This is a genomic window from Amycolatopsis sp. cg9 (assembly GCF_041346945.1).
Taxonomy (GTDB): Bacteria; Actinomycetota; Actinomycetes; order Mycobacteriales; family Pseudonocardiaceae; genus Amycolatopsis.
The window spans coordinates 3,783,121-3,805,601 of the sequence record NZ_CP166850.1; the positions used below are offsets into that span (position 1 = coordinate 3,783,121).

Here is a 22,481-nt window from a genome sequence, read left to right on the forward strand (position 1 = left end):
CTCCTGCGGACGCGGACGGGGTGGACGTCCTCAGGATGAGTCCCGCCGCGACCGCCGTCAGCTGGCCGTTCCGTACAAGAAGGCGCGTAGAATTGGCCGTTATGGCACTCACGCTGGCCGGACTGGCCGCCGACCGCCCGCTCGGGCTGCGGGTGCTGACCGGCGACGACCTCCTGGACCGCCCGATCGGCTGGGTGCACCCGACGGAGCTGACGGACCCGCAGGCGTTCCTCGAAGGCGGTGAGCTGCTGCTGACCACCGGGCTGGCCCTGGACGAGGAGTCGGCACCGGCCTACGTGCGCCGCCTGGTCGCCGCGGGGGTCGCCGGGCTCGGCTTCGGTGTCGGGCTGAGCCACGACGCCGTCCCGCGGTCGCTCGTCTCGACGGCGGCCGACGTCGGGCTCCCGGTGCTGGAGGTGCCCCGCGAGACGCCGTTCATCGCGATCACGCGCGCGGTTTCGCGGGCGGTGGCGGCCGACGAGTACGCGGCGACGGTCCGGATCGGGCGCGCCCAGCAGGAACTGACCCGCACGGCGGTCGGCAAGGGCGGCCCGCCGGGGGTGCTGCGCAAGCTGGCGAAGCTCGTCGACGGCTGGGTGCTGCTCTTCGAACGCACCACGGTCGTCGAAGCCGCTCCGGCGAGCGCGCGGGCGTACGGCGCTTCGCTGCGCGAGGAGCTGGAGCGCCTTCGCGCCGGCACGCGGGTGGTCGTGCTCGACGAGCAGGAAGTCGTGCTGCAGACCCTCGACACGAGCGCGCGGCGGGTGCTCGCCGTCGGGGCGTCGCTCGACACCGCGGCGCACCACATCGTCAACACCGCGGTGTCGGTGCTTTCCCTGGCGCTGGAACAGGATCGCGCGCAGGCCGCGGCGCGCCAGGCGTTGCGCACCGGGGTGCTGGAGCTGCTCGTCGGCGGCCAGGCCGAACTGGCGTTGCGGGTGCTGACCGCGTCCGGGGCCGAGGCGCCGGCCGCGCCGTGGTCGGTGCTGGCGTTCACGGGCGCGCCCGCCGCGCGGCGCAAGCTGCTCGGCGCGCTGGAGAGCGAGCCGGTGTTCGCGGCGCGCCGGGGACCGTCGGTGGTGGCGTTCGGTGCGGCCGACGCCGTGACGGACGCGGCGCTGCGGGTCGGCGGCCTGCACGGCGGGCTGGCCGGTCCGGTGTCCCCGGCGGACTTCGCGGCCGGCCTGGAGCAGGCGGAGCTGGCGGCCGGGGTGGCGGAGGCGGAGGGGAAGGTCCTGGTGTCGGCGGCCGAGCACACCGGCCGCGGCCTGCTCTCGCTGATCGAACCCGCCGTGGCGCAAGCGTTTGCGCGCGGGGTGCTGACACCGTTGCGGAACCACGACGAGACGGGTCGCGGCGACCTCGTGGACTCCCTGCGCTGCTGGCTGGAGCACCACGGCCACTGGGACACCGCCGCGGCGCGCCTGGGCGTCCACCGCCACACGCTGCGGAACCGGATCAGGAAGGCCGAGGAGCTGCTGGGCCGCGACCTCGACTCACCCGGCGTCCGCGCCGAGCTGTGGGTCGCGCTCCAGGCTCGTGAGTGAGGAACAGTGTTCTGACACTGTGTCCTGTCTCAGGACCTCACAGACAGATCTGGCTCAGGACTTCCCGGACAGTTTCTGGTCAGCGAGGCGTTGGTAGCGTACCGACCGGTCCAGCGTGAGCTGGCAGGGTGACCGTGTCGCCGACCATGACGGTGACACGGTCACCCTGCCAGTAAACGGTGGCGGTCCGGTGCGCCCAGGCGCGGCCCAGAACGAGGGAACATCCGGAGAAGGCGATCACTCCGGTGGCCGAGACGGGCCGGGTGGTGACACCGCTGGGCCGGCGCGGGCCGGTGGCGGGGGTGGCTTTCGGTCGGGTGTCGTAGCGTTGCTGGGGTGTCTGGCCGTCCAGGCTTTGGTGGCGACGGTTGTTGTAGATCGTCCGGTATTCGTCGAGAAGCTGTTGCAAGCCGGTGAGATTCTCGGCGGGCGGTCGGGCGGCGAGCCATTTCTGCAGGGTCTGGTGGACGCGTTCGTCCTTGCCGCAGGTCTGCGGGTGGTGCGGGGTGGACGCGATGGTGGTGATCCCGAGTTCGGCGAGGCGGCGTTCGAGTTCGACCATCCGGCCGCGGTGTTTGCCGGTGAAGGCCAGCCCGTTGTCCGAGAGCTGCCTGACGGGCAGGCCGTAGCCGGCGAAGGCCTGTTGCAACGCGGCCCAGGTGCCGGCGGTGGTCTCGCCGGTCGCGGCGTGGGTGCCGACGTCGAGGCGGGAGTGGTCGTCGAGGATCTGGATGATGCAGACTTTGGTGCCGTCGGCGAGGGGGTGCTCCATGCCGTCGATCTGCCAGCAGCCGTTGGGGTCGGCGTATTCGTACCGGCGCCGGGTCCGGGGTTTCTTGCGGGGTTGCGGGACGATCTGGCCGTGGGCGCGCAGGATGCGGTGGATTGAGGCGCGGGAGGGAAGTGGGAGCTGCCCGGTGTCTTCGAGTCGCCAGCGGATCGAGATCGGGCCGTTGTCCAGGCCGTCGTCGGCGAGTTCCTTGCGGGCTCGCAGCACCGCCTCGGCCACTGCCGGGCCGAGTGCGGTCGGGTGGTGGTGCGGGGCGGTGCTGCGGTGGGTGAACCCGTCTGCGCCTTCGGCGCGGAACCGGGTGACGTATTTGTAGAAGGTGTCTCGGGACAGGTCGTGTTCGTGGCAGAACCGCGCCACGTTGATCTTTTCGCCGTGGGCGACTCGGGCGACCGCGGCGATGAACTCAGGATCCATCGAAAACCCTGCTCTGCCCATCGAAGCATGGTCACCGTTGAGGGTGTGGTCACCGTGTTGATAGGCCGGTCAGTGTCTGTGAGGTCCTGAGACATCAACTGTCGGCGAAGTCCTGAGACTCGACACAGTGTGCTAACCCTGTTTCTCACTCACGAGCACGATCGGGGAGTCGCCGCAGCGCCGCAGCACCGGGCCGGGTTCCGCGCCCGCCGACCACCAGGCCGGGACGTCGACCTCCCGCACCAGCGAGCCCGTCGGCTGCCGGACGCTGTTCGACACGATCACCCGCCCCTGCGCGTTCAGCAGCGCCGCCCCGCGCCCCAGCGCGCGCAGCCGCGGCCGCACCGCCCGCTCGAACTCGCGCACGTACACGTCCGCGCCCACCACGCCGGCGAACGAACCGCCGCGGGACACCGGGATCGTGAACGTCAGCGTGTACTCGTCGGTGCAGAGGTAATCCACGTACGGGCCGTTGATGTGCCGGCGCCCGGTGTCGCGCGGGACCGTGAACCACGACTGGCGCGTGTAGTCGAGGAAGTTCTCGCTGCCCGGGTCGAGGCTGATGAACAGCTGGGCGGGGGGCGAGCCGGCCGTCCACCACTCGAAGCCGAACTCGGAATCGGCGAGGACGCGGGGCGCGCTGACGAAGCCCGCGCCGATGATCAGCCCGCCCAGTGCCTCGGTGACCTGCGGGCGGATCCGGTGCAGGGCCGCCGCCGACGGGGTCTCCGCCAGCACCGATTCGGCCGCCGCCAGCAGCGGCTTCAGGCGTTCGAAGACCCCTTCCACCAACGCCGAGACCTGCTCGACGACCTCGTCGCCGGCCAGCGTGCGGGTGTCGTTCACGGTGCTCACCTCGGGTGTGCGGAGTACTGCGGAGTTTAGGGGGCCAGCAGGCCGAGGTGCACGTCCGCCAGCCGGTCGAGCGCGCCGAGGAGGTGCTCCTCGGTGAGCTTGCGGGCCAGGTCGCCGTCGGCCGCGTCGATCGCCGCGGTGATCGCCGCGTGCTCCGCGCAGGAGTGTGCCCCGGGCTCGAGCGGCAGCCACAGCAGGCCGCCCAGTTCGCTCTGCAGGTGGACTTCTTCGTGCGTGAGCCGCGGGGACTGCGCGGCCGCCGCGACCTCCAGGTGGAACTGCCGCTCCGCCCGCGTGAAGTCGATGCCGTGGGCCGTGCGGAGGTCGTCGGTCGCCAGCCGCAGCCGGGCGATGTCCTCGGGGGAGCTGCGTTCGGCGGCCAGCTTCGCCGCGGCCCCGGCGATCGCGAGGTAGTGGTCGCCGACGTCCCGGAGGTCGGACAGCGACACCTCCTGCAGCCGCGCGCGCCACGCGTCCGACGGCGGGTCGGCCGGCGCGCGCACGAAGCTGCCGCCGCTGCGGCCCCGGCGCGTCTCGACCAGGCCCTGCTGCCGCAACGCCACGAGCGCTTCCCGGACCGTCACGGTCGAGACGCCGAACTGCGCGGCCAGGTCGGCCTCGCTGGGCAGCTGCTCCTCGTCGGCGAGGAAGCCGAGCGTGATGGCGTCGACCAGCCGCGCCGCCACCGCTTCCGCCCGCCCGACCTGGCCGAGCGGCGCGAACATGGCGGACCGCGCGCTGTGCGACATGCCCTGGCGCATCGTGCCCCTTCGCCCGTCGGAGTACCCGTTCGCACCAATCTTGCCCGATCCTCTTGTCCTATTACATATGGACTTATATGTTTTAGCCTCCGACTGCAGCTGGGAGTCACCGTGCAGGAGCTGAAGCACTACGTCGGCGGCGCGTACGTCGAGTCCAAGTCGGGCCGGACGGCCGAGATCGTCGACCCGGTCACCGGGCGGCCCTACTGCACCGCGCCGATCGCCGGGCCCGAGGACGTCGACAACGCGCTGCAGGTCGCCGCGGCCGCGTTCGAGACCTGGCGTGCGACGACCCCCGCCCAGCGCCAGCTCGCGCTGCTCAAGATCGCCGACGCGCTCGAAGCCCGCGCCGACGAGATCGTCCGCGTCGAGTCCGCGAACACCGGCAAGCCGATCGCGCTGACCACGGCCGAGGAAATCCCGATGGTCCTCGACCAGGTCCGCTTCTTCGCGGGCGCCGCGCGCGTGCTCGAAGGCCGCTCGGCCGGTGAGTACCTGGAGGGCCACACGTCCTTCGTGCGCCGCGAGCCCGTCGGCGTGTGCGCCCAGGTCACGCCGTGGAACTACCCGCTGCTGATGGCCATCTGGAAGATCGCGCCCGCGCTCGCCGCCGGCAACACGATCGTGCTCAAGCCGTCCGACACCACCCCGGCGTCGACGCTGCTGCTCGCCGAGATCGCCGGCGAGTTCCTGCCGCCGGGCGTGTTCAACGTGATCTGCGGCGACCGCGACACCGGCCGCGCGCTGGTCGAGCACGACATCCCGGCGATGGTGTCGATCACCGGCTCCGTCCGGGCGGGCATCGAAGTCGCCAAGTCCGCCGCCAACGACGTCAAGCGCGTGCACCTCGAGCTGGGCGGCAAGGCGCCGGTCATCGTCTTCGCCGACGCCGACCTCGAAGCCGCCGCCGAAGCGATCGCCGTCGCGGGCTACTTCAACGCGGGGCAGGACTGCACGGCCGCCACCCGGGTGCTGGTGGCCGACGAGGTGCACGACACCTTCGTCGCGGCGCTCACCCGCCAAGCGGAAGCGGCGAAGACCGGCAAGCCCGACGACGAAGACGTCGCCTACGGCCCGCTCAACAACGCCGCCCAGCTGGCGAAGGTGTCCGGGTTCGTCGACCGGCTGCCGGCGCACGCGACCGTCCACTGCGGCGGGCACCGGGCCGGCGACGAGGGCTACTTCTACGAAGCCACCGTGGTCTCCGGCGTCCGCCAGGACGACGAGATCAGCCAGAACGAGATCTTCGGCCCGGTCATCACCGTCCAGCGGTTCTCCGACGAGGCCGAAGCGCTGAAAGCCGCGAACGCCGTCCAATACGGCCTGGCGTCGTCCGTCTGGACCCGCGACCACCAGCGGGCCATGCGCGTGTCGGCGAAGCTCGACTTCGGCTGCGTCTGGATCAACACGCACATCCCCCTGGTCGCCGAGATGCCGCACGGCGGGTTCAAGAAGTCCGGCTACGGCAAGGACCTCTCGCTATACGGCCTCGAGGACTACACCCGCGTCAAGCACGTGATGAGCGCACTGTGAGGCTCGCGATGCCCAACCAAGCACCGGCCGAGACGCGGGAAGAGCCCGCGGCGCCCGGAAGCACGCGCCCGGCGATCCGGCTTTCCGGGCTGCGCAAGCACTTCGGGGACGTCCACGCGGTCGACGGCGTCGACCTCGACATCCCGCCGGGCGAGTTCTTCTCCATGCTCGGCCCGTCCGGCTCCGGCAAGACGACGGTGCTGCGCATGATCGCCGGGTTCGAGCTGCCCACCGCGGGCACGATCGAGCTCGAAGGCCGGGACGTGAGTCAGCTCGCGCCGTTCGAGCGCGACGTCAACACGGTGTTCCAGGACTACGCGCTGTTCCCGCACATGACCGTGCAGCAGAACGTCGAGTACGGCCTGAAGGTCAAGAAAGTCCCGAAGCGGCAACGCCGCGAGCGCGCGCTGGAAGCGCTGAAGACCGTGCGGCTGGCGGACTACGGCTCGCGCAAGCCCGCGCAGCTGTCCGGCGGGCAGCGCCAGCGCGTCGCGCTCGCCCGCGCGCTGGTCAACCGGCCCAAGGTACTGCTGCTCGACGAACCGCTCGGTGCGCTCGACCTCAAGCTGCGCCAGGCGATGCAGCTGGAGCTCAAGCAGATCCAGCGCGATGTCGGCATCACGTTCGTCTTCGTCACCCATGACCAGGACGAAGCCCTCACCATGAGCGACCGCATCGCGGTGTTCAACGACGGCAAGATCGAGCAGGTCGGCCCGCCGGAGGAGGTCTACGAGCGCCCCGCGAGCGCGTTCGTCGCCGGGTTCGTCGGGACGTCGAACCTGCTGGGCGGGCGCGGCGCCGAGACGGTCATCGGCCGGCCGGGGCTGTTCAGCATCCGGCCGGAGAAGATCCGCATCGACGGCGACCTGTCCGAACCCGCCGCGGTGGGGGACACCAGCGCCACCGGCACGGTCACCGACGTCGTCTACGCCGGGGCGACCGTGCGGTACGCCGTGGCGCTCGACGCGGGCGGTCAGCTTTCGGTCGTCCGGCAGAACACCGACGGCGGCGCGACGTTCGCCGACGGCCGCGTCCGGCTCAGCTGGCGCGACGAACACAGCTTCCAGGTCCAGTGACATCCGGGGCTTCGCCCCGGGCCGGGGGCTCCGCCACCCGGAGCCCCCAAAAGCGCCAGTAGTTCCCAGAAGGGTTGCCATGAAGAACAGGAAGACGCGGCTCGCCGGGCTCCTCGGCGCCAGCCTGCTGTTGGCTGCATGTGGCACGTCGGGCTCGAACTCCGCCGCGCCGCCCGGCGCGCAGGGGTTCACCCCGCCGAAGCTGGAAGCGCTCAAGGCGCTCGGGCAGCCGGAAGGCCAGCTGAACGTGCTCGCCTGGCCGGGGTACGCGGAGAACGGCTCCAACGACCCGAAGGTCAACTGGGTCACGCCGTTCGAGCAGCAGACCGGGTGCAAGGTCAACGTCAAGCCGTTCGGCACGTCCGACGAAGCCGTGACGCTGATGAAGACCGGGCAGTACGACGTCGTGTCCGCCTCCGGTGACGCGTCGCTGCGGCTGGTGGCTTCCGGGGACGCCGAGCCGGTGAACACCGCGCTCGTGCCGAACTACGCCGACGTCCAGCCGTTCCTGAAGGACAAGTCGTGGAACAGCGTCGGCGGCGTCTCCTACGGCATCCCGCACGGCTGGGGCGCGAACCTGCTGACCTGGCGCACCGACAAGGTGACGCCGGCGCCGACGTCGTGGTCGGTGATGTTCGACGCGAACTCGCCCTACAAGGGCAAGGTGATCGCCTACGACTCGCCGATCTACATCGCCGACGCCGCGCTGTACCTCCAGGCGCACCAGCCGGACCTGGGCATCAAGAACCCGTACGCCCTCGACGACAAGCAGTTCACCGCCGCGGTGAACCTGCTCAAGCAGCAGCGGCCGCTGGTGTCCGAGTACTGGTCGGACTACCTCAAGGAGTCCCAGGCGCTGAAGAACGCCGACGCCGTCGTCGGCACCGCCTGGCAGGTCACGGTCAACCTGACCAAGGGCGAGGGCGCGCCGCTGGAGTCGGCCGTGCCGAGCGAAGGCGCGACCGGGTGGTCGGACACCTGGATGGTCGCGGCGAAGTCGGCGCACAAGACGTGCGCGTACAAGTGGCTCGACTACATCGTCAGCCCCAAGGTCAACGCCCAGGTCGCCGAGTACTTCGGCGAAGCGCCGGCGAACCCCAAGGCGTGCGCGGAGATGACCGACAAGACGCTCTGCGACACCTACCACGCCAACGACGCCGGGTACGCCTCGAAGATCGCGTACTGGACCACGCCGATCCAGCAGTGCCTCGACGGCCGCACGGACGTCAAGTGCAAGGACTACGGCGAGTGGACGAAGGCCTGGACCGAGATCAAGGGCTGACCCCCGAACCCCGGGGGCGGCGGGCTGTGTCCCCCCACTCCGCCCGCCGCCCCCGGACCTCTCCCTGCGAGGTGTGATGACCGCCGTTTCCGCCTTCTTCTACCGGAAACCCAAGCTGCGCCTGGGTTTCCTGCTCTCGGCGCCGCTGCTCTGGCTCGGCCTGGCCTACCTGGGCGCGCTCGCCGCGCTGTTCGTCACGGCGTTCTGGCACACCGACGCGTTCACCGGCCAGGTCGTCGTCGAGTGGTCGCTGGACAACTTCAAGACGCTGTTCACCGACGCGGTGTACCGCACGATCACCTTCCGCACGGTCGGGATCGCGGCGCTGGTCACGGTGATCGACGCCGTCGTCGCGTTCCCGATGGCCTACGCGATGGCGAAGCTCGCTTCGCCGCGGGCGCAACGGATCCTCGTGATCGCGGTGATGACCCCGCTGTGGGCGAGCTACCTCGTGAAGGCGTACGCGTGGCGTTCGATGCTGTCCGGCAACGGCGCCCTGAGCTGGCTTTCGCCCGGCTACGGCGTCACGGCCACGATCATCACGCTGTCGTACCTCTGGCTGCCGTACATGATCCTGCCGATCTACGCGGGCCTCGACCGGCTGCCGGACTCCCTGGTGGACGCTTCGGGCGACCTGGGCGCCCGCTCGCTGCGGACGTTCCGGTCGGTGATCCTGCCGCTGACGTTCCCGGCGATCGTGGCCGGTTCGATCTTCACGTTCTCGCTGTCCCTCGGCGACTACATCGCGGTGAAGATCGTCGGCGGCACGTCGCAGATGCTCGGCAACGTCGTCTACGACAACATCGGCGCCGCCAACAACCTCCCGTTCGCGGCGACGGTGGCGACGGTGCCGGTCGTGATCATGCTCGTGTACCTGGCCGCGGTGCGCCGCACCGGCGCGCTCGACAACCTCTAGGAGCCCTCGGTGCGGACGTCTCGGGCCTTGCTGTGGACCGCGCTGGGCCTCGGCCTGGCGGTGATCTACTTCCCGCTGGTGGTGGTGCTGCTCAACTCCTTCAACGCGGACACGACGTTCGGCTTCCCGCCGACCCGGTTCACGCTGGAGTGGTGGAGCCGGGCCACGTCGAACGAGGGTGCCCTGCACGCGCTGTGGACGAGCGTCCAGGCGGGGCTCGCGGCGACGGCGATCGCGCTGGTGCTCGGCACGATGGCCGCGTTCGCGCTGCAGCGCTACCGGTTCTTCGGCCGCAACCCCGTGTCGCTGCTGATCATCCTGCCGATCGCGCTGCCCGGGATCGTCACGGGCATCGCGCTGAACAACGCGTTCCGGACGATCCTGGGCATCGACCTCGGCCTGCTGACGGCGATCATCGCGCACGCCACGTTCTGCATCGTGGTGGTGTTCAACAACGTCGTCGCGCGGCTGCGCCGGATGGGCGGGAACCTCGAGGAAGCGTCGATGGACCTCGGCGCGACCGGCTTCACGACGTTCCGGCTGGTGACGTTCCCGATGCTCCGCTCGGCGCTGCTGGCCGGCGGGCTGCTGGCGTTCGCGCTGTCGTTCGACGAGATCATCGTGACGACGTTCACGCTGGGCACGGGCATGGAGACGCTGCCGATCTGGATCTACAACAACCTGTTCCGCCCCAACCAGGCCCCGGTCGTCAACGTCGTCGCGGCGGTGCTGGTCGTGGCGTCGACGGTCCCGGTGTACCTGGCCCAGCGCCTGTCGGGCGACACGGCGTCCGGTGGCCGGCTCTAGTGCACCGACCGGACCGTGCCGCCGTCGACGCGGATCGTCGCGCCGCTGACGTAGTCCGCCGCCGGGCTCACCAGGTAGCCGACCGCGGCGGCGATCTCCTCGGGGCGGCCGAGGCGCCCGGCGTCGTTGGGCACCAGGTCGCGGGCCGCCGCGCGTTCGATGTCCGCCCACTCGGTGCCCCAGCCGTGGTCCGGCGCGATCCCGGTGAGCAGTTCGCGCACCGAGTCCACCAGGATCGCGCCGGGGGAGACGACGTTCGACGTCACGCCGGTCCCGGCGAGTTCGCGGGCGAGTGAGACCGCGAGGTTGTGCCGCGCGGCGAGCGTCGCGGTGTAGTGCGGCTGCGTCGCCATCGGCTGGATCGCCAGTCCGCCGCCGATCTGGATCACCCGGCCCCAGCCGCGCGAGCGCATGCCCGGCACGAACCGGTGGACCATCCGGACCGCGGAGACGACGTTCGCCTGGTACATCGCGCTCCAGGCGTCCGGCGTCGCCGCGGTCCAGGAGAGGTGGTCGTACGCCCCGGCGTTGTTGACCAGGACGTCGACCTCGCCGGCGGCTTCCGCCACCGCGTCGGCACCCGCGTCGGTCGACAAGTCGCCGAGGGCCACGCCGGCCGCGCCGATCTCCGCCGCGACCTTCCCGGTGCGGGCGGCGTCGCGGCCGTGGACGACCACCGCCGCGCCTTCGGCGGCCAGCAGCCGGGCGATCGCTTCGCCGAGGCCCGCGCTCGAACCGGTCACCAGAGCTCGTTTACCTGCCAATTCGAGGTCCACGGAACACTTCCGATCATGTCTACAGTCGTATACTTACGAGCTAAGTCTACACTCGTATACATGAGAGCCCGCAATGCCGCCGCCACCCGCGAAGCGATCCTGAACTCCGCGCTCGAAGCCTTCACCCGCGCCGGGTACGACGGCGTCGGCGTGCGCGAGATCGCCGAGTCCGCCGGGGTCACGGCGATGCTCGTGAACCGCTACTTCGGCTCCAAGGAAGGGCTCTTCGCGGAGGTCGTCGAAGCGGCGATGGCCGAGCGGACCGTGCTCACCGACGACCCCGCCACGCTCGCCGCGGACATCGCGGCCGCGCTGGTGCGCCGGACCGCCCCGGACGCCGGCCGGCTCGACCCGTTCCTGCTGATGCTGCGGTCGGCGCCCAACCCGCGCGCCGCGGAGATCCTGCGGGCGGGCATCGAGCGGCACGTCGAGAAGCACCTCACCGACGTCCTCCCGGCGGCGGCGGGCACCGAAGGCCCGGCGCTGGTCCTGTCCGTGATCGCCGGGTTCTGGGTGCTGCGCACGCTCATCGGCAGCACCGAGCTCGCCCGCGCGGACGAAGCGGTCGTCAAGCGCAAGCTGGAAAGGGTGTTCGCCGTCCTACTGGCGGAATGAGTCCGTCGCCGCGCGCAGGGCCGCGAGCATGCCCGGGTCGGTCACCGCGTGCCCGGCGCCTTCGACGAGCTTCAGCTCCGACCCCGGCCAGGCCCGGTGCAGCTCGTACGCCGTGATCGGCGGGCACACCGTGTCGTAGCGGCCCTGCACGATGACGCCGGGGATGCCGGCGAGCTTGCCCGCGTCGCGGACCAGCTGGCCGTCGGCCAGCCAGGCGCCGTGGCGGAAGTAGTGGACGGCGAGGCGGGCGAAGGTCAGCGCGAACGCCGGTTCGGCGTACTGGCGGACGAAGGATTCCTGTGGCACCACCGAAACCGTCGCGCCCTCCCAGGTGCTCCACGCGACCGCGGCCCGGTGCCGGACTTCTTCCGAGGGGTCTTCGAGCAGCGTGGCGTACGCGGCGAGGGGGTCGTCCCGCCGGTCGGCCGGGATCGGGGCGAGGAAGGCTTCCCACTCGCGCGGGAACAGGTTGGCCGCCCCGCCGCGGTAGATCCAGTCGAGCTCGCTCGGCCGCACGGTGAACACGCCGCGCAGGATGATTTCGCTGACGCGCGAAGGGTGCGTCTCGGCGTAGGCGAGGGCGAGCGTCGCGCCCCACGAGCCGCCGAAGAGCTGCCAGCGGTCGATGCCGAGCCGTTCGCGCAGCAGTTCCATGTCGGCCACCAGGTGCCACAGGGTGTTGGCGGTCAGGTCGTCGGCGCCCGGCGTCGACTGCCCGGAACCGCGCTGGTCGAACAGGACGATCCGGTACGCCGAAGGGTCGAAGTGCCGCCGCGCCATCGGTGCGATCCCGCTGCCGGGCCCGCCGTGCAGGACCACCACCGGCTTGCCGTCGGGGTTGCCCGCCTCCTGGCACCGGATCCGGTGACCGTCCCCGACGTCCAGGAACCCTTCGGCGCGCGGGGGGAGTGGCGGGTAGAGCTCGTCCATGCCCGTCACTTTGCCGGAGGGTCCCGGCCGTCGTCCCGACACCCCGCCGCCAGGGATCGGGACGACGGCCGAGAAAGGTGGGAGCCCGCCCCCGCCGCCGGGCTGAGCGGGCTCCCGTCCGAGGGGCGTCAGCCGCCGTGGTGAGGAGGAGCCGGAAAGGGGAAGCCGCCGGTGCGGTCACGACGGCCGAACATCCGCGCACGCATTTCCCGTCCTCCTCGTCGAGGTTCGATGCTTCGTCGTGGCGGCGACGGGCTAAACGCTAAGCCACGAGCCGAACACGAGTCAAGAACATGATTGATGTTCATGGATGTGAACGCCCGCTGTGAGGACGCTGAGTGTCCCCATCCCCCTTGCCCGGTGTTAACGAATGGGCCGGTACTTTCCGGTGTCGGCGGTGCTCGAAAAGGGGACGGAAAGGCACGGAATGTCCGCGGTGACCTACGTCGAGGCGATTGTCGTCGGCGCCTTGCAAGGGGTGTCGGAATTGTTTCCGGTGTCCAGTCTCGGCCACAGCATCCTGTTGCCCGCCTGGCTCGGCGGTACCTGGCAGCGGGACCTGAGCATCGGGAAGGATTCGCCGTACCTCGCGGTGCTCGTGGCGATGCACGTCGCCACCGCGCTCGCGCTCGTGCTGTTCTTCCGGAAGGACTGGATCCGGATCATCGGCGGCCTGTGGACGTCGATCCGCCACCGCGAGGTCCGCACCCCCGACCAGCGCCTCGCGTGGCTGCTCGTGCTCGCCACCATCCCGGTCGGGCTGGCCGGCCTGCTCTTCGAAGGGCTGCTGCGGGACTTCCTCGGCAAGCCCGTGCCGGCGGCGATCTTCCTCGCGCTCAACGGCGGTGTGCTCTACGCGGCCGAGAAGTTCTCGCACAAGAAGCCGTCGGGCGACGACGACACAGTGGATTTCTCGGCCGAGGAAACCCTCGTCATGCGGGCGGTCACGGTCGAGGAGAAGACCGACGTCCGGCTGGCGAAGCTGCGCGTGGGCGAGGCGGTGCTGGTCGGCGCGGCGCAGATCCTCGCGCTGCTGCCCGGCATCAGCCGCTCGGGCATCACGATGGTCGCCGGCCTGCGCCGCGGCCTGGACCACGAAGACGCGGCGCGCTTCGCGTTCCTGCTCGCCACGCCGGTGATCCTCGCCGCGGGCGTGCTCAAGATGCCGACGCTGTTCGCCCCGGAGAACCACGCTTCACTCGGTCCCGCGCTCGTCGGCAGCGTCGTCGCCGGGGTCGCTTCCTACATTTCCGTCCGGTTCCTCACCGGATACTTCGAAACGCGCACTCTGACCCCGTTCGCCATTTACTGCGTGCTCGCCGGAATCGGCAGCCTGATCTTCTTCGCGGTCTGACGTGCCACTGACGCTCGACGCCCCGGCCGTCCTCTGCGTGCTCGTCCTCGGCACGCTCTACGTCCGCGCGGCGCACGGGCGCGGGTGGCCGCGCGGCCGCACGACGGCGTTCCTCGCCGGGCTGGCGACGATCGTCGTCGTCACGTGCTCTCCGCTGGCCGTCTACGACACGACGTTCTTCTGGGTCCGCGCGGTCCAGACGGTCACGCTGCTCATGGTCACGCCGCTGTTGCTGGCCCTGGGCGCCCCGATCCGGCTCCTGCTCGACACGCGGCCCGCGGTCCGGCTGCGGCGCCACGGCCGCGGGAAGGTGGCGCGGGCGCTGACGTTCCCGCCGGTCGTCACGCTGACGCTGGTCGTGCCGGTGCTCGTGCTGTACCTGACCCCGCTCTACGACCTGGTGCTGCGGTCGTCGCTCGTCGACGGCCTGGTCCGGCTCGCGCTCGTCCTGTCCGGCTTCACGTACTTCTGGACCCGGCTCGGCCTCGACCCGACCCCGCGGCGCGACCCGCACCTGGTGTCGGTGTGGATCGCGTTCACCGAGGTGATCTTCGACGGCGCGCTCGGCCTGGTCCTGTGGCTGGGCCCGCTGCTCGCGCCCGCGCACTACGCCGCCGCCCACCCCGGCCACGGCCCGGACCCCCGCACCGACCAGATCATCGGCGCGGGGGTGCTGTGGATCGGCGGTGACGTCGCCGGCCTGCCGTTCGTCGTCGCGTTGTTCGTGCGGTGGGCCCGCGACGACGAACGGCGCGCGAAGCAGATCGACGTCCAGCTGGACGAAGCGCCCGCGACCGGGCTGTGGTGGGAGAACGACCCGGCGCTGGCCGAGCGGTTCCGGCGCCGGTGACCGAGGTGCCCGAGCGCCCCAATGTGGCGTTGGTTGCGTCCAGCGCACCCAATGTGGCGTTCGGTGCGTCTGACGCACCGAACGCCACATTGGGGCGCTTCAGGACGGTGTCAGTCGTGGAAAGCGTGTTCCGGCGCCGGGAACTCCCCGCGGCGGACGTCCTCCGCGAACGCCGTCGCCGCGTTCTGCAGCACCGTCGCCACGTCGGCGTAGCGCTTCACGAACCGCGGGGCCTTGCCTCGGCGCAGCCCGGCCATGTCCTGCCAGACGAGCACCTGGGCGTCGCAGTCCGGGCCCGCGCCGATGCCGACCGTCGGGATCTTCAGCTCCGCCGTGACGCGCTTCGCGGCTTCGGCGGGCACCATCTCCATCACCACCGCGAACGCCCCGGCCTCCTGCAGCGCCAGCGCGTCGGCGAGCAGCACGTCCGCTGCTTCGCCGCGCCCCTGCACCCGGTAGCCACCGAGGTTGTGTTCACTCTGCGGGGTGAACCCGATGTGGCCCATCACCGGCACGCCGGCCGACGTCAGCGCCTCGACGTGCGCGGCGAACCGCCGCCCGCCTTCGAGCTTCACGGCGTGCGCGCGGCCCTCCTTCATGAACCGCACCGACGTCTCGAGCGCCTGCTGCGGCGACAGCTGGTAGGAGCCGAACGGCAGGTCGGCGACCACGAGGGCCCGCTTGACCGACCGGGTCACGGCCCGGACCAGCGGCAGCAGCTCGTCCACCGTCACCGGCAGCGAGGTGTCGTAGCCGAACACATTGTTGGCCGCGGAGTCGCCGACGAGCAGCACCGGGATCCCGGCCTCGTCGAACAACGCGGCGGTGTACATGTCGTACGCGGTGAGCATCGGCCACGGCTCGCCGCGTTCCTTCAGCTCACGCAGGTGGTGCACGCGGACTTTCCGGCCCGTCGCCGGCTTGGTGCCGGGTCCGGTGCCGTAGGGGGCCGCTTCTTCGGCGGGCCCGTTCGCGGGGGCAGACATCGTCGTCGACCGTCCTTCCCTCGAGGCCTCGGTGAGGTCCCCGGGTCGTGGAGCAGGGGCGTCCCAAAGCGTGGCACGCGCGCGTGCGGGCCCCCAACCTCCTGGGACCAGCTTCACACCCTCGGGGACGACGGCTCCACCAAGGTCGCGAATGACTCATTGGGGACCTCCGAGGTCCCCAATGAGTCATTCGCGACACCACAGCAGCAGCCGGCACCACCCGACCTCGACGGGAACACCGGCCTGAACGTCCCCTTCAGAGCGGCGGGACCGGGGCGACTTCGCCGGGATCCTGCCCTCGGGGACGACGCACCGTCAGCCTTCAGGTTGATGCCCGGGGACAACCAACCTGTGTTCACTGACGTCAAGAAGACGGCATGAGCACCGATCGGCCGCGAAAGGCGACGAAAGCAACGATGGGAACCCTCGCGAGCACACGCCCGCGCCTCCCGAAGTGGAAGGCGAAGGCGGGCGGCATCGTCGCGACCGTGGTCCAGCTGGCCGCGGTGTTTTCGGTGATCCTCCTCTTCACGAACGGCCCGCACGGGCGCCTGCTCAACGGCATCGACATGGCGTTCTCCGTCCTCAGCGTGCCGACCAGCGCGAGCCTGGTCATGGTGCTGCTGCTCGTGGTGCTCGGCGGGGCGCTGCGGCGGCGCAAGGCGGCGGCGCTGTACACGCTGGTGCTGTTCCAGGTCGGCGGCCTGGTGCTCACGCTGGCCCTGCAGGCGACGCTGCTGTGGTCGCCCGAACTGCTGACGCTGGGCCCGAAGCAGGTCCGGCACATCCCGGCGCAGGTGTGGGCGCTGACCGTGGCCGACGTCGTCTCGATCGCGCTGATTGTGTTCCTGCTCGCGCTGCGCCCGGCCTTCCCGGCCCGGCTCGCGCCGAGCGCCTGGCGCGACGGCCTGACCGCGCTGTTCGGCGGGTTCGCCGCGGTCATCCTGGTCGGCTGGGGGCTCGCGGAAGCGTTTCCCGGGCACCTCGGCGACACGTGGGAGCGCTTCGCCTGGGTCGTGAACCACGCCACCGGCGAGAACCTCCAGCTGCGCCGGATCGGCGTCGGCGAGGGGCCCGCCTGGCTGGACGTCTTCATCGACCTCAGCGCGACGGCGGTCGCCACCGCGGCGCTGTACCTCCTCTTCCGCGGGGTCCGCAGCCGCCGCCTGCGCACCGACGACGAGGAGCTCCGCGTGCGCGAGCTCCTGGCCGCGCACGGCGAGGACGACTCCCTCGGCTACTTCGCGACCCGGCGCGACAAGAGCGTCGTCTTCTCGCCGAACGGCCGTGCCGCGGTGACCTACCGCGTGCTCGGCGGCACCAGCGTCGCCAGCGCCGACCCCATCGGCGACCCCGAGGCGTGGCCGGACGCGGTCCGCGCGTGGCTCGACGAGACGCGCACGTACGGCTGGACCCCCGGCGTGCTCGGGGCGAGCGAAAGCGGCGCGAAGGCGTACACCGACGCCGGCCTGCGGGCACTGGAAATCGGCGACGAAGCGGTCCTCGACGTCCGCGAGTTCAGCCTCGCCGGCCCGGAGCGGCGTTCGGTCCGCCAGGCCGTCAAGCGCATCGAGCGCGCCGGCTACACCTCGCGGGTCCGCCGCCACGGCGAAATCCCCGACGGCGAGATGGCCGACCTGCTGGCCAGGGCCCAGGCCTGGCGCGGCGCCGAGACCGAACGCGGGTTCTCGATGGCGCTCGGCCGGCTCGGCGACGCCAGCGACGGCCGCAGCGTGATGGTCGAGGCCTACGACGCCCGCGGCGACCTCCGCGGCCTGCTGTCCTTCGTCCCGTGGGGCCGTCGCGGCCTGTCGCTGGACCTCATGCGCCGCGACCGCGACGCCGAGAACGGCCTCAACGAGTACATGATCGCCGAAGTCGTCGCGGCCGCGCAGCACCTCGGCGCGCAGCGGATCTCGCTCAACTTCGCGATGTTCCGCGCGGTGTTCTCCGAGGGCGAGCGCATCGGCGCCGGCCCGGTGCTGCGGGCCTGGCGCGGCGTCCTGAGCGTCTTCTCGCGCTTCTTCCAGCTCGAGTCGCTGTACCGGTCCAACGCGAAGTACGGCCCGGACTGGGTGCCGCGGTTCCTCTGCTACTCCTCGGCCCGCCGGCTGCCGCGCGTCGGCATCGTCGCGGGCGCGCTCGAAGGGTTCGTCCCGACCGGGCGGGCGCGTTCGCTGCGCCTGGAGACGGTCGGCGAAGACTTCGTCGCCCGCGCCAAGGAGATCGAGGAGTCGGCGGCGACCCCGGCCCCGAAGCAGGTGCGGCGGCCCGAGCAGGTCCGGGTCCGGATCGCCAAGCTCGGCAAGCTGCGCGACGCCGGCATCGACCCGTACCCGGTGGGGTTCCGCCGAGACGACCACATCGGCGACGTCGTGCGGAAGTTCGGCGGCCTGGCGGCGGACACGGCCACCGGGCACCGGGTCCGGATCGCCGGGCGCGTGCTGAACCTGCGCATCCTCGGCGGGCTGTGCTTCGCCCGCGTCAAGGACTTCAGCGGCGAGATCCAGCTGATGCTGGAGGCGGGCGAGCTCGACCTCGCCCGCTGGCGGACCGGCGTCGACCTCGGCGACCACGTCGGCGTCAGCGGCCAGGTCGTGACGTCGAAGCGGGGCGAGCTCTCGGTGCTCGTCGACGAGTGGACGGTCACCGCGAAGTGCCTGCACCCGTTGCCGGACAAGCGGAAGGGCCTCACCGACCCGGAGACGCGGGTCCGGCAGCGCTACCTCGACCTCGCCGTCAACCCGGACTCGACGAACATGCTCCGGCTGCGGTCCACCGTGGTCCGCGCGGTGCGCGACCGGCTGCACCACGCCGACTACCTCGAAGTCGAAACGCCGATGCTGCAGACGGTGCACGGCGGCGCCAACGCGCGCCCGTTCGTCACCCACATCAACGCCTACGACATGCGGATGTACCTGCGGATCGCGCCCGAGCTGTACCTCAAGCGGCTGTGCGTGGCCGGCGTCGAGCGGGTCTTCGAGCTCAACCGCAACTTCCGCAACGAGGGCGTCGACGCGACCCACAACCCCGAGTTCACGATGCTCGAGGCGTACCAGGCGTACGCGGACTACGACACGATGCGGACGCTGACCCGCGAACTGGTCCAGCACGCGGCCGAAGCGGCGTACGGCGCCCAGGTCGTGCGGCGCCCGGACGACGGCGGGAAGCTCGTCGAGCACGACATCTCCGGGGACTGGCCGGTGATCCCGGTCCACGATGCCGTCTCGCGGGTCTTCGGCGAGCAGATCGACTCGGGGACGTCGGTGGCCGAGCTGCGTCGCCTGTGCCTGGCCGCCGGCGTGCCGGTGGGGGAGGACCCGAGCCACGGCGACCTCGTGCTGAAGGCGTTCGAGCACCTCGTCGAGGGCGCGACCGTGCTGCCGACCTTCTACACCGACTACCCGACCGACGTCTCGCCGCTGACCCGCCAGCACCGCGCGGACCCGCGGCTGGCCGAGCGCTGGGACCTCATCGCGTTCGGCTCCGAGGTCGGCACCGCCTACACGGAGCTGACCGACCCGATCGAGCAGCGGCGGCGGCTGGAAGCGCAGTCCCTGCGCGCGGCCAGCGGCGACGTCGAGGCGATGGAACTGGACGAAGACTTCCTGCTCGCCCTGGAACACGGCATGCCGCCGACCGGTGGCCTCGGCCTGGGCGTCGACCGGCTGCTGATGATGCTCACCGGGGCGTCGATCCGCCAGACGGTCCTGTTCCCCTTCGTCCGTCCGCACGCGTAACGAGTCAGCCGACAGGCAAGCGTCACACCGCCAGGTCGCGGCCGTTCGCTTACTGTGTGCCTCGTGCGCACGGCTCGGATCGCCTCGGCCCTCCTGATGGGGGTGGCCGTCCTCGGGTATTCGGGGTGGCTGCTGGAGTTCTTCCTCCCGACGGGCGTCTCGCCGGTCCACGACCCGGTCGAGGCGCTGCTGGCCGGACCGCCGGTGTTCCGGGTCCTGCTGGCCGTCTCGGGGGTCGCGTTCCTGCTCGCCGGCCCGCCGCTGCACCGCCTCGGCCCGGTCCAGTGGTCGGCGCGGCTCAGCTCCGTCTCGGTGAGCGCGTTCGGCCTGGTCGTGCTGGTCCAGGCCGCGTACCCGGAGCGGAGCGACCTGATTTCGTCGCTGCTCAGCGTCGTACTGGTGGTCGGCGTGATCAGCCTGATCCTGTGGTGGCCGCCGGGCTGGCGCGCGCTCGCGGTGGCCGGGCTGGCCGTGGTGATGGCGACCTGGCTGGCCGTGGTGCTGTCGCGGCAGCTGGACGCCTACGAGGGGGTCTTCACGCGGGTCCAGCTGGTCGTGCGGGCCGCGATGTACGGCATCGGCGGCGCGTACGCCTTCGTCAAGCCCGCGCCCCGGCACGCGCACCGATAGCGCGGTTTTCGTCCGGAACGTCGGTGCCGGGTGGCACGATCGCCGCAGGAGTCCCTTTGCGGAAGGATCGACATGGCGGGAAACGTGCGTCCGGTGGCCGACGAGCGTGACGGGCTGCTGAGCTTCCTGGAGCAGCAGCGGTACGTGCTGAAGTTGGCGGCACACGGGTTGACGGACGATCAGGCGAGAACCACGCCGACGAAGAGCTCGCTGTCGGTCGGCGGGCTGATCAAGCACGTGGCGGCCACCGAGGACGGCTGGCTGGACACGATCCTGCAGGTGCCGCAGAAGCCGTTCGCGGAGAGCGTGGCCGAGTACGAGTCGGCGCACCGGCTGCTGCCGGACGAGACGCTGGCGGGCGTGCTGGCCCGCTACGACGAGGTCGCGGCGCGCACGGCCGAGGTCATCGGCGGCATCGAGGACCTCGGCCAGGCGGTGCCGGTGCCGAAGGGCGTGCCGTGGTTCCCGCAGGACGTCGACGCCTGGTCGGTCCGGTGGGTGCTGCTGCACCTGATCCAGGAGACGGCCCGCCACGCGGGCCACGCGGACATCGTCCGCGAGCACATCGACGGCGGCACGGCGATGCCGTTGATGGCGGCGGCCGAAGGCTGGCCGGAGTCCCCGTTCATCAAGCCCTGGCAGCCTGCCTGAGAAAAGCTTTCAGAACAGGGTCGGCTCGTCCGCCAGGGCGCCTTCGATCACCAGCATCCGGCGTTTCGTGTCCACGCCGCCGCGGGCGGAAAAGCCGCCGTCCTTGCCGCCCGCGGCCAGGACGCGGTGGCACGGCACGACGATCGGGAACGGGTTGTGCCCCATCGCCTGCCCGACGGCCTGCGCCGACCCGGGCTGCCCGAGCCGGTGCGCGATGTCGCCGTAGGTCAGCGTCTTGCCCGGCGGGATCGTCCGCGCGACCTCGTAGGCCCGGCGGTTGAACTCCGGCACCGCCGAGAAGTCCAGCGGGATCGACGTCAGGTCCGGCCGCGCGCCGCCCAGCAACGCCACGATCCCGTCCACCGCCGCCCGGACCGCGGCCGGCGGCGTGCCCTCGGCCGCGTCGGGGAACCGCCGCAGCAGCCAGGCGCGGGTCCGTGCGCCACTGCCTTCGGGCAGGGACGTGCCGATCACGACGTCGTCGCGCCACGCGAGCCCGCAGACCCCGATCGCCGTGTCGAACACCGTGAAGCCCGTCATGCCGTCAGCCTACGACTGAAGAGGGGTACCGCCGCGGCAATTGATCGCTAAGTTCGGTTTGGGCGGATTTCGAGGAGGACGCGTGCGGCGACTGGTTCTGGTGACGGCACTGCTGCTCGGCCTGATCGCCACCCCGGCGGCGGCGGACCCCCTGGTCATGCCGCACGTCGTCGTCACGCACCACACCTGGTGGGCCGAGCAGGTGGTCGAGCACGCCGGGGGCACTGTCGTCGCGAGCTACCCGCAGATCGGCGTGGTCGTCGCGTACACGGCGAAGGACGACTTCGCCGCGAAGGTCCGTGCGACCCCGGGCATCGACGCCGTCGGCGCGACGCGCACCGCGAAGGTCCCGAAGGAGTTCTTCGCGCCCCGCAAGGACGTCCGTTACACCGGCCCGAACTCGCCGAACTCCGGCCAGGTCCCGCCCGAGGGCACCGCCTGGGACGTCCCGGCGCTGCACCTCCCCGAAGCGCACGCGGTCACCGAGGGCAGCAAGCGCACCGTCGTCGGTGTGCTCGACGTCGGCGTCGACGACACCCACCCGGACCTCGCGGGTGCCTTCGACCGCAAGGATTCCGTGTCCTGCCTGGCCGGCTGGGCCGACCGGAGCCCCGGCGCCTGGCGGCCCACGCTCGACGGCCACGGCACGCACGTCGCCGGCACGATCGCCGCCGCCCGCAACGGAACCGGGGTCGTCGGGGTCGCCCCCGGCGTCCGGATCGCCGCCGTCAAGCTGGCCGAGCTCGACGACACCGAGACCGCCGAGAGCATGGTCTGCGGGTTCGTCTGGGCCGCCGAGCACGGGTTCGCCGTGACCAACAACAGCTACCGCTCGATCCCGTGGCGCTACAACTGCGACGACCAGCCGGACCAGGCCGCGGCGAAGCTCGCCGTCGGGCGGGCGGTCGCCTACGCCCAGCGCCGGAACGTCCTCGTCGTCGCCTCGGCCGGCAACGCCGGGATCGACCTCGACACCCGCTCGGTCGACCGCGAAAGCCCGGCCGACAGCACCCCGGTGGAGCGCGCGATCGACCCGACCTGCACCCGGCTGCCGCACGAGCTGCCCGGCGTCGTCGGTACGGGCGCGCTCGACGAAAAGCTGCTCAAGGCGAGCTTCTCGAACTACTCGGCGTCGCGGATCAGCGTCGCCGCGCCCGGCGCGCGCGTCTGGTCGACCTGGCCGAACGGCGAATACCGGTCGGCGAGCGGGACGTCGATGGCCGCGCCGCACGCGAGCGGCGTCGCCGCCCTGATCGCGAGCGAACACCCGCGCTGGAGTGCCGAGCGCGTCAAGCGGGCCCTCTACGACACGGCGACGCCGTTGCCGTGCCCGGACGCGGTGTGCTGGGCCATCCCGGTCGGCACGACGTACTACGGTCACGGGATGGTCGATGCGGCGAGCGCGGTCGGCGCGGGATGATGGCG

The 22,481-nt window shown here is 71.4% G+C and carries 20 protein-coding genes; 13 read left to right on the top strand and 7 right to left on the bottom strand.

The window, feature by feature from the left end:
- Nucleotides 1–101: 101 nt before the first annotated feature.
- On the top strand, nt 102–1,547 hold the full coding sequence (locus AB5J73_RS18310) for a PucR family transcriptional regulator (protein ID WP_370970882.1): 1,446 nt from the start codon (nt 102–104) through the stop codon (nt 1,545–1,547).
- 79 nt (nt 1,548–1,626) lie between these two features.
- Here the strand turns inward: AB5J73_RS18310 and AB5J73_RS18315 are convergent, their stop codons facing one another.
- The 3 genes from AB5J73_RS18315 to AB5J73_RS18325 all read right to left on the bottom strand — a co-directional run bounded on the left by AB5J73_RS18315 (nt 1,627) and on the right by AB5J73_RS18325 (nt 4,370).
- Entirely contained in the window at nt 1,627–2,754 is a 1,128-nt protein-coding gene (locus tag AB5J73_RS18315) for an IS481 family transposase (RefSeq protein WP_370970883.1), read from the bottom strand.
- 132 nt (nt 2,755–2,886) lie between these two features.
- Nucleotides 2,887–3,600, bottom strand: a complete 714-nt coding sequence (locus tag AB5J73_RS18320) for a cache domain-containing protein (protein WP_370970884.1) — start codon at nt 3,598–3,600, stop codon at nt 2,887–2,889.
- Nucleotides 3,601–3,635: 35 nt separating this feature from the next.
- Nucleotides 3,636–4,370 carry a FadR/GntR family transcriptional regulator gene (locus tag AB5J73_RS18325; RefSeq protein ID WP_370970885.1) on the bottom strand — a complete coding sequence of 245 codons (735 nt, stop codon included), beginning with the start codon at nt 4,368–4,370 and terminating at the stop codon, nt 3,636–3,638.
- Nucleotides 4,371–4,481: 111 nt separating this feature from the next.
- Between AB5J73_RS18325 and AB5J73_RS18330 the strand changes: the two genes are divergently transcribed.
- The 5 genes from AB5J73_RS18330 (at nt 4,482) to AB5J73_RS18350 (ending at nt 9,984) form a co-directional block, all read left to right on the top strand.
- The gene (locus tag AB5J73_RS18330) at nt 4,482–5,903 is read left to right on the top strand and encodes a gamma-aminobutyraldehyde dehydrogenase (protein WP_370970886.1); all 1,422 of its coding nucleotides are present in this window, start codon (nt 4,482–4,484) and stop codon (nt 5,901–5,903) included.
- Nucleotides 5,904–5,911: 8 nt separating this feature from the next.
- Nucleotides 5,912–6,979 (top strand): ABC transporter ATP-binding protein, encoded by a 1,068-nt coding sequence (locus tag AB5J73_RS18335; protein ID WP_370970887.1) that lies wholly within the window; start codon nt 5,912–5,914, stop codon nt 6,977–6,979.
- Nucleotides 6,980–7,058: 79 nt separating this feature from the next.
- Nucleotides 7,059–8,261: an ABC transporter substrate-binding protein gene (locus tag AB5J73_RS18340; RefSeq protein WP_370970888.1), complete on the top strand. Its 1,203-nt coding sequence runs from the start codon at nt 7,059–7,061 to the stop codon at nt 8,259–8,261.
- Nucleotides 8,262–8,337: 76 nt separating this feature from the next.
- On the top strand, nt 8,338–9,177 hold the full coding sequence (locus AB5J73_RS18345; protein ID WP_370970889.1) for an ABC transporter permease: 840 nt from the start codon (nt 8,338–8,340) through the stop codon (nt 9,175–9,177).
- A 9-nt stretch (nt 9,178–9,186) separates the two neighbouring features.
- Nucleotides 9,187–9,984: an ABC transporter permease gene (locus AB5J73_RS18350; protein ID WP_370970890.1), complete on the top strand. Its 798-nt coding sequence runs from the start codon at nt 9,187–9,189 to the stop codon at nt 9,982–9,984.
- Here the strand turns inward: AB5J73_RS18350 and AB5J73_RS18355 are convergent.
- Complete coding sequence (locus AB5J73_RS18355; RefSeq protein ID WP_370970891.1) at nt 9,981–10,727, bottom strand: SDR family NAD(P)-dependent oxidoreductase; 747 nt, start codon at nt 10,725–10,727, stop codon at nt 9,981–9,983. The genes AB5J73_RS18350 and AB5J73_RS18355 overlap by 4 nt on opposite strands.
- Before the next feature lie 93 nt (nt 10,728–10,820).
- On the opposite strand from AB5J73_RS18355, the gene AB5J73_RS18360 reads away from it, so the two are divergent.
- Nucleotides 10,821–11,375 carry a TetR family transcriptional regulator gene (locus tag AB5J73_RS18360; RefSeq protein WP_370970892.1) on the top strand — a complete coding sequence of 185 codons (555 nt, stop codon included), beginning with the start codon at nt 10,821–10,823 and terminating at the stop codon, nt 11,373–11,375.
- Here the strand turns inward: AB5J73_RS18360 and pip are convergent.
- On the bottom strand, nt 11,361–12,305 hold the full coding sequence (gene pip / locus AB5J73_RS18365) for a prolyl aminopeptidase (RefSeq protein WP_370970893.1): 945 nt from the start codon (nt 12,303–12,305) through the stop codon (nt 11,361–11,363). The genes AB5J73_RS18360 and pip overlap by 15 nt on opposite strands.
- A gap of 427 nt (nt 12,306–12,732) precedes the next feature.
- Here pip and AB5J73_RS18370 point away from each other — a divergent pair, with 427 nt between their 5' ends.
- The gene (locus AB5J73_RS18370; protein WP_370970894.1) at nt 12,733–13,659 is read left to right on the top strand and encodes an undecaprenyl-diphosphate phosphatase; all 927 of its coding nucleotides are present in this window, start codon (nt 12,733–12,735) and stop codon (nt 13,657–13,659) included.
- A gap of 1 nt (nt 13,660) precedes the next feature.
- Nucleotides 13,661–14,509, top strand: a complete 849-nt coding sequence (locus AB5J73_RS18375) for a cytochrome c oxidase assembly protein (RefSeq protein WP_370970895.1) — start codon at nt 13,661–13,663, stop codon at nt 14,507–14,509.
- A gap of 110 nt (nt 14,510–14,619) precedes the next feature.
- On the opposite strand, the gene panB is transcribed toward AB5J73_RS18375, so the two are convergent.
- On the bottom strand, nt 14,620–15,495 hold the full coding sequence (panB, locus tag AB5J73_RS18380) for a 3-methyl-2-oxobutanoate hydroxymethyltransferase (RefSeq protein WP_370970896.1): 876 nt from the start codon (nt 15,493–15,495) through the stop codon (nt 14,620–14,622).
- A 416-nt stretch (nt 15,496–15,911) separates the two neighbouring features.
- On the opposite strand from panB, the gene lysX reads away from it, so the two are divergent.
- The 3 genes from lysX (at nt 15,912) to AB5J73_RS18395 (ending at nt 20,516) form a co-directional block, all read left to right on the top strand.
- The gene (gene lysX / locus AB5J73_RS18385; RefSeq protein ID WP_370970897.1) at nt 15,912–19,235 is read left to right on the top strand and encodes a bifunctional lysylphosphatidylglycerol synthetase/lysine--tRNA ligase LysX; all 3,324 of its coding nucleotides are present in this window, start codon (nt 15,912–15,914) and stop codon (nt 19,233–19,235) included.
- 63 nt (nt 19,236–19,298) lie between these two features.
- On the top strand, nt 19,299–19,865 hold the full coding sequence (locus tag AB5J73_RS18390; protein WP_370970898.1) for a hypothetical protein: 567 nt from the start codon (nt 19,299–19,301) through the stop codon (nt 19,863–19,865).
- Nucleotides 19,866–19,937: 72 nt separating this feature from the next.
- On the top strand, nt 19,938–20,516 hold the full coding sequence (locus AB5J73_RS18395) for a DinB family protein (RefSeq protein WP_370970899.1): 579 nt from the start codon (nt 19,938–19,940) through the stop codon (nt 20,514–20,516).
- Nucleotides 20,517–20,525: 9 nt separating this feature from the next.
- Here AB5J73_RS18395 and AB5J73_RS18400 read toward each other — a convergent pair whose 3' ends face one another.
- A complete protein-coding gene (locus tag AB5J73_RS18400) occupies nt 20,526–21,056 on the bottom strand; it encodes a methylated-DNA--[protein]-cysteine S-methyltransferase (protein WP_370970900.1) in 531 nt (176 codons plus the stop codon).
- 82 nt (nt 21,057–21,138) lie between these two features.
- Between AB5J73_RS18400 and AB5J73_RS18405 the strand changes: the two genes are divergently transcribed.
- Nucleotides 21,139–22,476, top strand: coding sequence for a S8 family serine peptidase (locus AB5J73_RS18405; RefSeq protein ID WP_370970901.1), 1,338 nt, complete (start codon nt 21,139–21,141; stop codon nt 22,474–22,476).
- The last annotated feature ends 5 nt before the right edge of the window (nt 22,477–22,481 follow it).